This window comes from Herbaspirillum frisingense (genome assembly GCF_047325095.1).
Taxonomy (GTDB): Bacteria; Pseudomonadota; Gammaproteobacteria; order Burkholderiales; family Burkholderiaceae_D; genus Herbaspirillum; species Herbaspirillum frisingense.
This window is the reverse complement of the sequence record NZ_CP168558.1, coordinates 3913291-3926540: the sequence shown is the minus strand read 5'-3', so window position 1 is coordinate 3926540 and position 13250 is coordinate 3913291. Positions and strand designations below refer to the sequence as shown.

Here is a 13250-nt window from a genome sequence, read left to right as displayed (position 1 = left end):
TCATGAATACCACCACAGCCAAAGACCTGACCATGTCCAGTCCCGAGCCAACGTCCTCGCCCAATCCGGTCAAGCCGACGGCGCGCCGTCCGCTGTTGAACGACAAGGCCCGCACGGTATGCGGCAGCCTGGCGCTGCTGGTGGTGTTCATCGCCGCCTGGCAGTGGGGCCCGGGCATGCTGGGCATGCCCGAATACATCCTGCCCAACTTCATGCAGGTGGTGCGTGAAGCGGTGGTGATGTGGAACAACGCGCAACTGTTGCAGCACTTCGGCATCACCGCCATGGAAGTGGTGTTCGGCTTCCTCTTCGGCGCCTTGCTGGGCCTGGCCGTCGGTGTCGCGCTGGGCCTCTCGCCACGGGCCGAGGCCATGCTCTCGCCTTACATCCTGGCGCTGCAGATCGCGCCCAAGGTGGCCTTTGCACCCCTGTTCGTGATGTGGCTGGGCTACACCATCTATCCCAAGATCATCGTGGCGGTGCTGATCGTGTTCTTCCCGATCATGATCAACGTGCTCTCGGCCATCCGTACCGTCGATCCCGACATGGTCAACCTGGTGCGCACGCTCAATGCCGGCCGCTGGCAGATCTTCCACCTGGTCGAGTTCCGTTCGGCGCTGCCGGCGCTGTTCTCGGGCCTGCGCATCGCCTCCACGCTGTCGGTGATCGGCGTGACCGTGGGTGAACTGGTGGGTGGCAACCAGGGCCTGGGTTATCTGCTGGTCGATGGCGAAGGGCAGGGCAATACGGCCGCCGTCTTCGTCTCCATCGTCGCACTGACCCTGATCGGCGTGGTCACCTACGGCGTGGTGGTCTGGGCCGAACGCAAGGTCCTGCACTACCTGCCCAAGGCCAATACCAGCACCGTCTGAATCCAGAGACTCAACCAGCGCAACAGGAGCAAGCACATGTCAGCAGCAAGCACGGCGACACTTTTGGCGGGACGACGCATTCTGGTCACTGGCGCCGCACGCGGCCTCGGCCTGGCGTTCGTGGACGCCATCGCCGCCGCCGGGGCCACGGTGGCCATGGCCGACATCCTGCAGGAAGAACTGGCGGCCTCGGTGACCGCCCTGAAACAACGTGGCCTGCAGGTTGAGGGCTTTGCACTGGACCTGGCCGATCCGGCCTCGGTGAAGGCCTGCGCGGTGGCCGCCACGCAATGGCTGGGCGGACTCGATGGCCTGGTCAACAACGCCGCCATCACCAACTCCGGCGGCAAGAGCAGCGAGCAGCTGGAAGTGGACATGTGGGACCGCGTCATGGATGTCAACGTGCGCGGCACCTGGCTCATGACCAATGCCTGCCTGCCGGCGCTGCGTGCCTCGGGGCGCGGCGCGGTGGTGAACCTGTCGTCCGATACCCCGTTGTGGGGCGCTCCCAATCTGCTGGCCTACGTGGCCAGCAAGAGTGCGGTGATCGGCATGACCCGTTCGCTGGCACGCGAGCTGGGCGCCGACAACATCACCGTCAATGCGGTGGCACCGGGCCTGACGCTGGTGGAAGCCACCCAGTACGTACCGCAGGCGCGGCACCAGCACTACCTTGACGGCCGTGCCATCCGGCGCGACCAGTTGCCCGAGGATGTCTGCGGCGCGGTGGTGTTCGCGCTGTCGGAGATGGCGCGCTTCTTCACCGGTCAGGTGATGGCGGTCAACGGTGGCTTCGTGATGCATTGAAAACGTATTTCTTGCCAGATCAACCCGGATCACTCCGGACCCCTTCAAGGAGAAAAGCATGACCGATATGTCCGAACAGGAAAACATGGGCCGCAGCTGGGATCGCCCTGCCGGCGCCAGCTTCGCCGACTGGATGGAGTCGCGCGTGGCGCGCCTGTCCACCCGCAAGTACGACTGGAACGCACTGAAGTTCCAGGCCGACTACGACCCCAAGTACCGTCGCGCCCAGATGCGCTACATCGGCACCGGTGGCACGGGTGTGGCGCATGACGCCAACGTCATTCCCTCCGAGCATTTCACCTTCTCGACCATGATCATCCCGGCCGGCCACGAAGGCCCGTCGCACCTGCACGTGGACGTGGAAGAAGTGTTCTTCGTCCTGCGCGGCAAGCTCAAGCTGGTGCTGGAAAAGGATGGCGAGCGCTTCGAGACCATCCTCACCGACCGTGACGTGGTCTCGGTGCCGCCGGGCGTGTATCGCGAAGAGATCAACATCGGTGACGAAGACGCCCTGATGTGCGTGATGCTGGGCGCCAAGAAGCCCATCACCCCGACCTATCCGCCGGATCATCCGCTGACCTCGGTCAAGCGCTGATTGCAGAGCACCACACCATGCATCCTCACACCGCCTCCGCCTCCGCCTCCGCCACCGCAGTCAGCTGCGACGACGCCCTGCGCGAACCGCTGGCCCTGCTGGAAGGCCGCTTCGCCGAGGGCAGCGTCGAGGTGCCGGGCGGCCGTGTCAGCTACCGCAGCTGCGGCAGCGGTCCGGTGGTGGTGCTGTTGCATGGCATCAGCTCGGGCGCGGCCTCGTGGTTGCAGTGCGCGCTCAAGCTGGAGTCGCAGGCCCGCGTGATCGCCTGGAACGCGCCCGGTTACGGCCGTTCCACACCGCTGACGATGAGCCAGCCCAAGGCGGTCGATTATGCAAGGCGTCTGCAGGACATGCTGCAGGCGCTGGAAGTCGAGCAGTGCGTGCTGGTCGGCCATTCGCTGGGCGCGTTGATGGCCGCGGCCTACCTGGCCCATGGCGATGGCCGCGCACGCCGCACGCTGCTGGCCGATCCGGCGCTGGGCTACGGCGCCGCCAGCAAGCAAGAGCGCGCGCACCAGGTGCGGGAAGAGCGCCTGGGCGCCTTGCGCACCCTGGGCATCGCCGGCATGGCGCAGAAGCCGACGCGCCTGCTGTCGGCCCACGCCAGCGCGCAGGACCACGCCTGGGTGCGCTGGAACATGCAGTGGCTGGACGCCTCGGGCTACACCCAGGCCGTGCAATTGTTGTGCGGTGACGATATCGCGCCTTACCTGCAGGCTGCACCACGACGGGGGTTGTCGGTGGCATGCGGAGCCGAGGACATCGTCACCACCCCACAGGCCAGTGAAGGGCTGGCCAGGCAGTTCGAACTTCCCTTCAAGCTGGTGGACGCGGCCGGTCATGCCTGCTATATCGAGCAGCCGTCGCAATTTGCTGCGCTGATCAGCGCGCAACTCACCTCAACCAACTAGAACAGAAAATCATCATGAACAAACCAGTGATGCCAGAAGAAGAGTCGCAAGACAAGTATTCCGTCCCCGGCCTGGAACGCGGCCTGCGCCTGCTGTGCGAATTCAGCCGCCAGGACAAGACCCTGTCCGCGCCCGAACTGGCGCGTCGCCTGGACATCCCGCGCTCTACCGTGTTCCGCCTGCTGGCCACGCTGGAACGCATGGGCTTCGTCGAGCGTGCCGACGGCGGGCGTGATTATCGCCTGGGCATGTCGGTGTTGCGCCTGGGCTTCGAATACCTGGCCTCGCTGGAACTGACCGAGATCGGCCGCCCGCTGCTGGACCGCCTGCGCGACGAGATCGGCTACTCCTGCAACCTGGTGGTGCGCGATGGCCGCTCCATCGTCTATGTCGCCAAGTCGGTCACCCAGACCGCCTTCACCAGCCACGTCAACGTCGGTACCCGCCTGCCGGCGCATGCCACCGTGCTGGGCCGGGTGCTGCTGGAAGACCTGAGCCTGCCGCAACTGCGCGCCCTGTATCCGGAAGAACACCTGGAAGTCTTTTCCAGCAACACCCCCAAGACCGTGGTCGAACTGTTCGACATGGTGCAGGCCGACAAGGAACGTGGCTTCGTGCTGCAGGAAGGTTTCTTCGAAACCAGCATCTCCACCGTCGCCGCACCGGTGCGCGATCACTCCGGCAATGTGGTGGCCGCCATGGGCGCCACGATCCCTTCGCCGCACATCGACGCCAGCCAGCTCGACATCATCGTGGCCCGCGTGCGCGATACGGCGGCCGAACTGTCCCGCCTGCTGGACCACGCCCCGCAGGGCGGTGCCAAGGTAGTCAACATGTGGCGGGGCTGAGATGGCGATGACTTCTCTCCAGGGCAAGGTGGCCGTGGTCACCGGTGGCTCTTCCGGCATTGGTCTGGCGACCGTGGAGTTGCTGCTGGAAGCGGGCGCGGCCGTGGCCTTCTGCGGCCGTGATGGCGCCCGGCTGAAGGACGCCGAAGCCGCGCTGCGCGAGCGCTACCCGCAGGCCCGCCTGTACAGCGCCCCTTGCGACGTGCTGTCGCAGGAGCAGGTGCAGGCCTTCGCCGCCTCGGTGGAAAACACCCTGGGCGCGGTGTCCATGCTGGTCAACAACGCCGGCCAGGGCCGCGTCTCGACCTTCGCCGATACCACCGACGAGGCCTGGAGCGAAGAGCTGCGCCTCAAATTCTTTTCCGTGATCTACCCGACCCGCGCCTTCCTGCCGCAACTGCAGGCCATGAGCGCGCAGCACGGGGATGCCGCCATCGTCTGCGTCAACTCGCTGCTGGCCACGCAACCCGAGCCGCACATGGTAGCGACTTCCGCCGCCCGCGCCGGCGTGCACAACCTGGTGCGCTCGCTGGCCACCGAACTGGCCAATGGCGACGCCGCCCGCGTGCGGGTGAACGGCATCCTGATCGGCCTGGTGGAGTCGGGCCAATGGCGCCGCCGCTATGCCGCGCGCGGCCCCGAACTGCAGGACCAGAGCTGGGCCCAATGGACCGCCGCGCTGGCCGCAAAGAAACAGATTCAACTCGGCCGTCTCGGCCTTCCCCGGGAAGCCGCGCAGGCGATCGTATTCCTCGCCACGCCGCTTTCCTCGTACACCACAGGCAGCCATATCGATGTTTCAGGAGGACTTTCCCGCCATGTCTAATACCAACCAGCAAGTGACCGTCGGCTGCGCCATCGCGGCTTTCCTCGAACAGTGCGGCGTGAAGGCTGCCTTCGGCGTGATCTCGATCCACAACATGCCCATCCTCGACGCCTTCGGCGAGCGCGGCAAGATCCGCTTCATCCCGGCCCGCGGCGAAGCTGGCGGCGCCAACATGGCCGACGCCTATGCCCGCACCACCGGTGGCCTGGGTGTATGCCTGACCTCCACCGGCACCGCCGCCGGCAATGCCGCCGGCGCCATGGTGGAAGCCTTGACCGCCGGTACGCCGCTGCTGCACCTGACCGGTCAGATCGAGACGCCTTACCTGGACCAGAGCCTGGCCTACATCCACGAAGCGCCGGACCAGTTGAGCATGCTCAAGGCCATCTCCAAGGCGGCCTTCCGCATCCGTAGCGTCGAGACCGCCATCAGCACCATCAAGCTGGCCGTGCAGACCGCACTGACCCCGCCGATGGGCCCGGTCTCGGTGGAAATCCCCATCGACATCCAGGCTGCCCTGATCCCCATGCCCAGCAACCTGCAACCGCTGGCCATCCCGCAAATCGTGCCGTCGGCGCGCGCACTGGATGAACTGGCCGAGCGCCTGATGAAGGCCAAGCGTCCGCTGCTGTGGCTGGGCGGCGGGGCGCGGCATGCTGGCGCGCAGGTAAAGCGCCTGATGGACCTGGGCTTCGGCGTGGTCACCAGCACCCAGGGTCGCGGCATCGTGGCCGAGGATGATCCGCGCTCGCTGGGCGCCTTCAACCTGCACAAGCCGGTCGAGAATTTCTATCAGAGCTGCGACGCCATGCTGGTGGTCGGCTCGCGCCTGCGCGGTAACGAAACCCTGAAGTACGAACTGAAGCTGCCGCGCCCGCTGTATCGCGTGGATGCCGATCCGGCTGCCGAAGGCCGCTGCTACACCAGCGACTATTTCGTCTGCGGTGATTCGGCGCTGGTACTGTCCGGCCTGGCCGACCGCCTGGCCGCGCTGAAGGTCGATCCGGGCTTCATGGCCGACCTGCAGAAGGCACGCGATACCGCCGTGCATGGTCTGGTCGATGGCCTCGGCCCCTATAGCGCCCTGGTGGAACAGTTGCAGCAGGCGGCCGGCCGCGAGTTCAACTGGGTACGCGACGTCACCGTCTCCAACAGCACCTGGGGCAACCGCTACCTGCGCATCTTCGATCCGCGTGCCGGCGTGCATGCGCTGGGCGGCGGCATCGGCCAGGGCCTGGCCATGGGTATCGGCGCGGCCATCGGTGCGGCGGTCACGCAGTCCGGCAAGAAGACCTTCACCCTGGCCGGTGATGGCGGCTTCATCCTCAACCTGGGTGAGCTGGCCACGGCCGTTCAGGAACAGGCTGACATGGTGATCGTGCTGATGAACGACAAGGGCTACGGCGTCATCAAGAACATCCAGGATGCGCAATACGGCGGTCGTCGCCACTACGTGGACCTGCACACGCCCGATTATGCCGAACTGTCCTCGGCGCTGAAGCTGCGTCACCAGCGCGTGGGCAACCTGGCCGAGGTGGCCGGAGCGCTGGACGAGGCGCTGTCGCAGAAGGGCCCCTTCCTGCTGGAGATCGACATGCTGACCATCGGCAGCTTCAAGACTGCCTTCGCCGGCCCTCCGGTCAATCAGACGGAAAACGCGGAAAGCGCGGAAAAGGCCGCCGCCGCAGCAGCAGCCGTGGTCGCCGCTGCCGCCACCGCGGCCACCGCCTGAGGAGCCGAGCATGCTGCACGTATCGATGATCGGATGCGGCGCCATCGGCGTGGGCGTGATGGAGATCTTGAAGAGTGATCCCGAGGTCGCCTTCGACATGGTGGTGGTGCCGGAGGCGCACATGGAGCGCGCCCGCAGCACCGTCTCCACACTGGCGCCGACGGCCCGGGTGGTGTCGCGGCTGGGGGACGAGCGTCCTGACCTGCTGATCGAATGCGCCGGTCATCAGGCCATCGCCGAACACATCATCCCGGCGCTGGAGCGTGGCATCCCCTGCATGGTGGTGTCCATCGGCGCCTTGTCCGAACCCGGCCTGGTCGACAAGCTGGAAGCCGCCGCCCGCGCCGGCAAGACCCAGGTGCAGTTGCTTTCCGGCGCCATCGGCGCCATCGACGCCCTGGCCGCGGCCAAGGTCGGTGGGCTGGAATCGGTGGTCTATACCGGCCGCAAGCCGCCGCAGGCCTGGAAGGATACGCCGGCCGAGGCTGCCTTCGATCTGGATGCGCTCAAGGAGCCGACCGTCATCTTCGAAGGCAGCGCCCGCGAAGCGGCGCGCCTGTATCCCAAGAATGCCAACGTCGCCGCCACGCTGTCGCTGGCCGGCCTGGGCCTGGACCAGACCCGGGTGCGCCTGTATGCCGATCCGGGCGTGAGCGAGAACGTGCACTACGTGGAAGCGCGGGGCGCCTTCGGCGGCTTCGAGCTGACCATGCGCGGCAAGCCGCTGGCGGCTAATCCCAAGACCTCGGCGCTGACCGTCTACAGCGTCGTGCGCGCCCTGGGCAATCGTGCCCATGCGCTGTCGATCTGAGCAGTTGAGTATCTGAATATCTGAGCTTCGCAAGGACATGTCGACCATGATGAATCTGAACGAAACGCTGCCGATCTGCATCGCCGGTCAATGGCGATTGGGTGGCGGCGACCGTTATGCCACGCTCTACCCGGCCACGGGTGAGCCGGTGGCCTACCTCAATGCGGCCAGTGTGGCCGATGTGGAAGAGGCCATCGCCGGTGCCGACCACGCCTTCCGCACCAGCGGCTGGGCGCAGAAGAAGCCGCATGAACGTGCCGCCGTCCTGTACCGCGTGGCGCAGCTGATCCGCGAACGCGGCGAAGCCCTGGCGCAGATGCAGCGCCTGGACAACGGCAAGCCCATCAGCGAGACGCGCAATCTGGTGGCCAGCGCGGCCGGCACCTTCCAGTTCTTCGCGGCCGCCTGTGAAACCCTGGAAGAAACCCTCACGCCCATGCGTGGCGACAACCTCACCATGAGCGTGTATGAACCCATGGGCGTGGTGGCCGCCATCACGCCGTGGAATTCGCCGATCGCCAGCGAGGCCCAGAAGATGGCGCCGGCCCTGGCTGCCGGCAATGCGGTGGTGGTCAAGCCGGCTGAGGTGACCCCGCTGGCCGCGCTGGAACTGGCGCGCATCTGCATCGAAGCCGGCGTGCCGGCCGGCATGATCAGCGTGCTGCCGGGCAAGGGCTCGGTGATCGGCGACGCCATCACCCTGCATCCGCTGGTCAAGCGCGTCTCCTTCACCGGTGGCACCACCACCGGCAAGCACATCGCCCACATCGCCGCCGACAAGATGATGCCGGTCTCGCTGGAACTGGGCGGCAAGTCGCCCACCATGGTGTTCGAGGATGCCGATCTCGACCATGCCGTGGCCGGTGTGCTGTATGGCATCTTCAGCAGTTCCGGCGAATCCTGCATCGCCGGCTCGCGCCTGTTCGTGGCGCGCTCGCTGTACGACGGTTTCATGGAGCGCCTGGCCGCCGGTGCCGCCGCATTGCGCGTGGGCGATCCGGCCGACGAGCGCACCCAGATGGGGCCGCTGATCACCGCCCGCCATCGCGAAGGCATCGAGCGCTATGTCGACATCGGCGTCACCGATGGCGGCCGCATCCGCACCGGTGGCGTGCGTCCGCAGGGTGCGCAGTTCGAACGCGGTTACTACTACACGCCGACCATCATCGAAGGCGTCAGCAATGAACAGCGCATCTGCCAGGAAGAAATCTTCGGACCGGTGCTGGTGGCCATGCCCTTCGACCACGAAGACGACCTGATCCGGCAAGCCAACGACAGCGTCTATGCGCTCGCTGCCGGTATCTGGACACGCGACTACAAGCGCGCCTGGCGCATCGGCCGCGCAGTGCAGGCCGGCAATGTCTGGATCAACACCTACAAGCAATTCTCGATCTCGACCCCCTTCGGCGGCTGGCGCGACAGCGGCCTGGGTCGCGAGAAGGGCAGGCTGGGCATCCTGCAGTACATGGAGCAGAAGGCCATGTACTGGGGCATGAACGAACAGCCCTTGCCCTGGGCCGGCTGAGAGCGCCGCCTCCCTGAACACGTATTGGAGACACACATGGACGTATTGGGTATCGACGAAATCATCTACGGCGCGGACGACCTGCCGACCTGCCGCCAGTTCTTCCTCGACTGGGGCATGCTGCTGGCGCAGGAAAGCGCAGCGGAACTGGTCTTCGAATCGCAGAACGGCTGCCGCGTCATCGTGCGCGACAGCGCCGACCCCGGCCTGCCACCGGCCATCGAAGCCGGACCGACCCTGCGCGAGGTGGTGTGGGGCGTGTCCTCGGCCGCCGTGCTGGACAAGTTCGCCGACCGCATCGCTGCTCTGCCGGGCTACGTCAATGACGGCAAGCGCGTCGGTTGCACCGATCCGAACGGCCTGGCGGTGCGCTTCCAGGTCTCGGTCAAGCGCGATGTCGAGGTCGAATGCGCACGCATGAACACCTGGAACGAAAAGAACCGCATCAACCAGCGCAGCCCCATCTACGAACGTGCCACGCCCATCGAGGTGGGACACGTGGTGTTCTTCGTCAAGGACGTCAAGGCCTGCGAGCGCTTCTATTGCGAGAACTTCGGCTTCGTGCCCTCGGACCGCTACCCGGAGCGCGGCGCCTTCCTGCGCTGCGCCGATGTCGGCGGGCATCACGACATCTTCCTGCTGCAACCGCCGGAGGCAAGGTCGGGCTTGAACCACGTCGCCTTCACCGTGCGCGACATCCATGAAGTCTTCGGCGGTGGCATGCACATGTCGCGCAAGGGCTGGGATACCCAGCTGGGTCCGGGCCGTCATCCGATTTCCTCGGCCTACTTCTGGTACTTCAAGAATCCGGCCGGTGGCCTGATCGAATACTACGCCGATGAAGACCAGCTCGATGCCCACTGGGAGCCGCGTGACTTCGAACCCGGCCCGACCGTGTTCGCCGAATGGGCCATCGATGGCGGCATCGACGGCAACACCCGCCGCCAGAAGAATGCGCAAGGCCCCAGCGGCAAGTTCCTGACCGACCGCGCGCCGGCCGGCAAGTAAGACGGCAATCCGTCATTTGTAGAAAGGAAATCCAGATGTCCTTCAAGATCGGAATCCTGGGCGCCGGCATCGGCGGCCTGACCGCCGCCATCGCCCTGCAGCGCGCGGGCCATGAGGTGGTGGTGTATGAACAGTCCAAGCAATTCCTGCGCGTGGGCGCGGATATCAACCTCACCCCCAACGCAGTGCGTGCACTCGATGGACTGGGCATCGGCGAGGCCGTGCGCCGTACCGCCGCCCGTCCCACCCACCGCATCAGCCGTACCTGGGACAGCGGCGAGGAAACCTCGCGCCTGGCCATGGGCGACACCGCCGAGCAGAAATACGGCGCACCGCAACTGACCATCCACCGTGCCGACCTGCTGGCGGCGCTGGCCGAGGTATTCCCGCTGGAGCAGGTGCGCTTTGCCAAGCGCGCCGAGAAGATCAGCGAAGAGGGCGATGGCATCCATCTGCACTTCACCGATGGCAGCACGGACCGCGTGGACGTGCTCATCGGTGGCGATGGCATCCACTCCGCCGTGCGCACGGCCATGTTCGGTGCCGAGAGCCCGCGCTTCACCGGCGTGGTGGCCTTCCGCGCCGTGGTGCCGGCCTCCCGCGTGGCCGGCGTGCCGAACCTGCAGGCCTTCACCAAGTGGTGGGGGCCGAACCCGGAAAGTCAGATCGTGACTTTCCCGCTCAATCGCGGTGAAGACATCTTCATCTTCGCTACCACCGCGCAAGAAAGCTGGCACCTGGAATCCTGGACCACCCCGGGCAACGTGCAAGAACTGCGCGATAGCTACGCCGGTTTCCACCCCGACGCCACGGCCTTGCTGGACGCCTGCGACGAAGTGCTCAAGACCGCGCTGTATGAACGCGATCCGCTGCCGGCCTGGGCGCGCGGCAACATGGCGCTGCTGGGTGATGCCTGTCACCCGATGATGCCGTTCATGGCGCAGGGCGCCGGCATGGCCATCGAGGATGCGGTGGTGCTGGCGCGCTGCCTGGCCAAGGTCACCACGCTGGAGCAGGTGGCAGGATCCTTGCATGCCTATGCGCAGTTGCGCATGGAACGCGCCTCCAAGATCCAGATCGGTTCACGTGGCAACAACTGGCTGCGCGAGGGCGGTAACGCCGACTGGGTCTATGGCTATGACGCCTGGACCACGCCGCTGGATGCGCAGCCTGAATCCACCGCCGTCCCTGCGTGAGCCAGCGATGAGTGCAGAGACCCACTCCGACCGCATGCTCCTGACCATCTTGCTCAGGCATGACCAGTCGAAGAACCTGGAGCAGATCCAGGCGCACATGAAGCAGATGGACTGGTGGGAGCGCTTCCCGGTGGAAGGCTGTCGCGTGGTGTCCTGGACCGTGGCCATGGGCCTGGGCCAGATCGTCACCCTGGAGCTGCCGCCGGCGCTGCTGCCGCAAGTCAATGTCGAGCTGGAGCGCTCGGCCTGGGGTGTGTTCCGTACCGAGTGCTACCCCACTTACGATTTTGTTCCCGTGCGCGAGCGTATCCGCGAGCGCGTCAGAAATGGAGGCCAATGATGGTTGCAACTGTTACCGATGTCTATCTCAATCCGCACCAGGCACGTCGCCGCGCGCCGACCCAGTTCGAAGACCTGCTGGGTGACTCCATCGAGCGCGCCTATGCCGCTGGCATCCACGAGCTGGATGCGCTGGTGGCACACCTGAACCGTACCGGTCCGAGCTGCCCCTACAACCAGGGCGTATGGACCGCCGCCAACTTCCAGGAAGAGATTGCCCGCCTGGCCGCCTGATCCGTCCAGACGCCAAGCCAGCCTACAGGAGAGTATCCAAATGAGAACCACCGCCAATGATCCCGTCGACGCCGTCCTCGCCGTCGGCCTGAAAGACCTGTGGTACCCGATCTGCCCGTCCGAGTTCGTGGCCGAGAAGCCGGTCTCGCTGCGTCGCCTGGGCAAGAAGTTCGTGTTCTGGCGCGAGCCCTCGGGCAAGCTGCATGCCCTGGAAGACCACTGCCCGCACCGTGGCGCACCGCTCTCCATGGGCATCCCCATGGGTGACCGCATCGCCTGTGGCTACCACGGCGTGCAGGTGCGCTTCGACGGCGTGGTCACCAGCGTACCCGGCAGCCCCGGCTGCAAGCTGGAAGGGGCCAAGGCCACGCGTCGCTTCCACGTCACCGAAGCGGCCGGCGCCATCTTCCTCTACAACAGCATGGAAGACGTCGACACCCCGCCGCCGCTGCGCCTGCCAGAAGAACTGACCAGCCCCGAGTATTCCAACTTCCTGTGCTACACCGAATGGAAGGGTGATTACCGCTACGTGCTGGACAACGTGATGGACCCCATGCACGGCACCTTCCTGCACAAGCAGTCGCACTCCATGGCCGAAGGCGACAACACCGCCAGCTTCGGCATCCGCGAGACCGACATCGGCTTCGTCTTCGAAAAGGAAGGCCAGCGCGACGTCAACTTCGACTGGACCGAATGGGGCGATACCGACCTGCACTGGATGCGCCTGGCCATTCCCTATCCCAAGACCGGCGGCCCGGGCGGCAGCTTCGTCATCATCGGCAGCTACACGCCCATCGTGGACAACATCGCGGCGGTGTTCCACTGGCGCTGCCGCAAGCTGTCCGGCTGGCAGCGCGACACCTGGCGCTTCCTCTACCGCAACCGTCTGGAAGCGCGCCACTGGAACGTGCTGGAACAGGACCGCGTGGTGCTGGAGCTGATGGAGCCCGACGCCAACCAGCGCGAGATGCTGTACCAGCACGACATGGGCATCGTGCGCCTGCGTCGTCACCTACGCGGTCTGGCCAAGGCCCAGCTGGCGCGGGAAGAAGAACTGGCCGCGGCCAAGGCGCCGGTGAAGGCAGCATGAACCACGCAGCAAGCCCGGTCGCCGTGCGCCATGTGAAGACCGACAAGGTCCCCGAGCTGGCCACGGCCACCTGGTCCAACTGCCTGGTGGTGGGCGACGAGATCGTGATGTCCGGCATGACCGCACATCCGGCCTCGCGCCAGCAGACGCTGGACACCTACCAGCAGACGCTGGTGGTGCTGGGCAAGATCCGCGATCTGGTGGAGGCCGCCGGCGGCAGCGTCGGCAGCATCACCAAGCTGGTGATCTATGTCACCGACATCGCGCACAAGGACGAGGTGGGACGCGCCCGGCGCGACTTCTTCGGCACGCCTTATCCGTGCTCGACGCTGGTGGCGGTGAGCGCGCTGGTGTTTCCGGAACTGACGGTCGAGATCGATGCCTTTGCGCGCCTGGGTGTCGACCTGCGGCAGGCAGTGGGCGGTTGATGCAAGTGGCTGCAGTGGCAGCAAGTGG

At 66.0% G+C, this 13250-nt stretch carries 15 protein-coding genes; all 15 read left to right on the top strand.

Going from position 1 to position 13250, the window contains the following annotated elements:
• Positions 1-2: 2 nt before the first annotated feature.
• The 15 genes from ACEOAC_RS18125 to ACEOAC_RS18055 are packed head-to-tail and all read left to right on the top strand — an operon-like array spanning position 3 to position 13222.
• Positions 3-872: an ABC transporter permease gene (locus ACEOAC_RS18125; RefSeq protein WP_006462346.1), complete on the top strand. Its 870-nt coding sequence runs from the start codon at positions 3-5 to the stop codon at positions 870-872.
• 36 nt (positions 873-908) lie between these two features.
• On the top strand, positions 909-1679 hold the full coding sequence (locus ACEOAC_RS18120) for an SDR family oxidoreductase (RefSeq protein ID WP_413445240.1): 771 nt from the start codon (positions 909-911) through the stop codon (positions 1677-1679).
• Positions 1680-1737: 58 nt separating this feature from the next.
• Entirely contained in the window at positions 1738-2274 is a 537-nt protein-coding gene (locus ACEOAC_RS18115; RefSeq protein ID WP_039874638.1) for a cupin domain-containing protein, read from the top strand.
• 17 nt (positions 2275-2291) lie between these two features.
• Positions 2292-3185 (top strand): alpha/beta fold hydrolase, encoded by an 894-nt coding sequence (locus ACEOAC_RS18110; RefSeq protein ID WP_413628496.1) that lies wholly within the window; start codon positions 2292-2294, stop codon positions 3183-3185.
• Between the two features lie 14 nt (positions 3186-3199).
• Positions 3200-4033, top strand: coding sequence for an IclR family transcriptional regulator (locus ACEOAC_RS18105; RefSeq protein WP_006462350.1), 834 nt, complete (start codon positions 3200-3202; stop codon positions 4031-4033).
• A 1-nt stretch (position 4034) separates the two neighbouring features.
• Entirely contained in the window at positions 4035-4859 is an 825-nt protein-coding gene (locus ACEOAC_RS18100) for an SDR family oxidoreductase (RefSeq protein WP_413444179.1), read from the top strand.
• Complete coding sequence (locus tag ACEOAC_RS18095; protein ID WP_413444180.1) at positions 4852-6591, top strand: thiamine pyrophosphate-binding protein; 1740 nt, start codon at positions 4852-4854, stop codon at positions 6589-6591. The genes ACEOAC_RS18100 and ACEOAC_RS18095 overlap by 8 nt, the downstream gene beginning before the upstream one ends.
• Positions 6592-6601: 10 nt before the next feature.
• Positions 6602-7402: an aspartate dehydrogenase gene (locus ACEOAC_RS18090; RefSeq protein ID WP_006462353.1), complete on the top strand. Its 801-nt coding sequence runs from the start codon at positions 6602-6604 to the stop codon at positions 7400-7402.
• Between the two features lie 49 nt (positions 7403-7451).
• Positions 7452-8927, top strand: a complete 1476-nt coding sequence (locus ACEOAC_RS18085) for an aldehyde dehydrogenase (protein ID WP_413444186.1) — start codon at positions 7452-7454, stop codon at positions 8925-8927.
• 36 nt (positions 8928-8963) lie between these two features.
• The gene (locus tag ACEOAC_RS18080) at positions 8964-9935 is read left to right on the top strand and encodes a VOC family protein (protein ID WP_413444181.1); all 972 of its coding nucleotides are present in this window, start codon (positions 8964-8966) and stop codon (positions 9933-9935) included.
• A 35-nt stretch (positions 9936-9970) separates the two neighbouring features.
• Positions 9971-11131 carry an FAD-dependent monooxygenase gene (locus tag ACEOAC_RS18075; RefSeq protein ID WP_077237865.1) on the top strand — a complete coding sequence of 387 codons (1161 nt, stop codon included), beginning with the start codon at positions 9971-9973 and terminating at the stop codon, positions 11129-11131.
• 7 nt (positions 11132-11138) lie between these two features.
• Positions 11139-11471: a hypothetical protein gene (locus tag ACEOAC_RS18070; RefSeq protein ID WP_006462357.1), complete on the top strand. Its 333-nt coding sequence runs from the start codon at positions 11139-11141 to the stop codon at positions 11469-11471.
• A complete protein-coding gene (locus ACEOAC_RS18065) occupies positions 11471-11704 on the top strand; it encodes a recombinase-like helix-turn-helix domain-containing protein (RefSeq protein ID WP_006462358.1) in 234 nt (77 codons plus the stop codon). Before ACEOAC_RS18070 ends, ACEOAC_RS18065 begins: the two co-directional genes overlap by 1 nt.
• Before the next feature lie 40 nt (positions 11705-11744).
• On the top strand, positions 11745-12794 hold the full coding sequence (locus ACEOAC_RS18060) for an aromatic ring-hydroxylating oxygenase subunit alpha (RefSeq protein ID WP_006462359.1): 1050 nt from the start codon (positions 11745-11747) through the stop codon (positions 12792-12794).
• Positions 12791-13222: a RidA family protein gene (locus tag ACEOAC_RS18055; protein ID WP_006462360.1), complete on the top strand. Its 432-nt coding sequence runs from the start codon at positions 12791-12793 to the stop codon at positions 13220-13222. The genes ACEOAC_RS18060 and ACEOAC_RS18055 overlap by 4 nt, the downstream gene beginning before the upstream one ends.
• The last annotated feature ends 28 nt before the right edge of the window (positions 13223-13250 follow it).

Excerpts from the sequence above, each read along its gene's own strand:
- ACEOAC_RS18125 (WP_006462346.1), top strand. The coding sequence starts at position 3 with ATGAATACCACCACAGCCAAAGACCTGACCATGTCCAGTCCCGAGCCA.
- ACEOAC_RS18120 (WP_413445240.1), top strand. The coding sequence starts at position 909 with ATGTCAGCAGCAAGCACGGCGACACTTTTGGCGGGACGACGCATTCTG.
- ACEOAC_RS18115 (WP_039874638.1), top strand. The coding sequence starts at position 1,738 with ATGACCGATATGTCCGAACAGGAAAACATGGGCCGCAGCTGGGATCGC.
- ACEOAC_RS18110 (WP_413628496.1), top strand. The coding sequence starts at position 2,292 with ATGCATCCTCACACCGCCTCCGCCTCCGCCTCCGCCACCGCAGTCAGC.
- ACEOAC_RS18105 (WP_006462350.1), top strand. The coding sequence starts at position 3,200 with ATGAACAAACCAGTGATGCCAGAAGAAGAGTCGCAAGACAAGTATTCC.
- ACEOAC_RS18100 (WP_413444179.1), top strand. The coding sequence starts at position 4,035 with ATGGCGATGACTTCTCTCCAGGGCAAGGTGGCCGTGGTCACCGGTGGC.
- ACEOAC_RS18095 (WP_413444180.1), top strand. The coding sequence starts at position 4,852 with ATGTCTAATACCAACCAGCAAGTGACCGTCGGCTGCGCCATCGCGGCT.
- ACEOAC_RS18090 (WP_006462353.1), top strand. The coding sequence starts at position 6,602 with ATGCTGCACGTATCGATGATCGGATGCGGCGCCATCGGCGTGGGCGTG.
- ACEOAC_RS18085 (WP_413444186.1), top strand. The coding sequence starts at position 7,452 with ATGAATCTGAACGAAACGCTGCCGATCTGCATCGCCGGTCAATGGCGA.
- ACEOAC_RS18080 (WP_413444181.1), top strand. The coding sequence starts at position 8,964 with ATGGACGTATTGGGTATCGACGAAATCATCTACGGCGCGGACGACCTG.
- ACEOAC_RS18075 (WP_077237865.1), top strand. The coding sequence starts at position 9,971 with ATGTCCTTCAAGATCGGAATCCTGGGCGCCGGCATCGGCGGCCTGACC.
- ACEOAC_RS18070 (WP_006462357.1), top strand. The coding sequence starts at position 11,139 with ATGAGTGCAGAGACCCACTCCGACCGCATGCTCCTGACCATCTTGCTC.
- ACEOAC_RS18065 (WP_006462358.1), top strand. The coding sequence starts at position 11,471 with ATGGTTGCAACTGTTACCGATGTCTATCTCAATCCGCACCAGGCACGT.
- ACEOAC_RS18060 (WP_006462359.1), top strand. The coding sequence starts at position 11,745 with ATGAGAACCACCGCCAATGATCCCGTCGACGCCGTCCTCGCCGTCGGC.
- ACEOAC_RS18055 (WP_006462360.1), top strand. The coding sequence starts at position 12,791 with ATGAACCACGCAGCAAGCCCGGTCGCCGTGCGCCATGTGAAGACCGAC.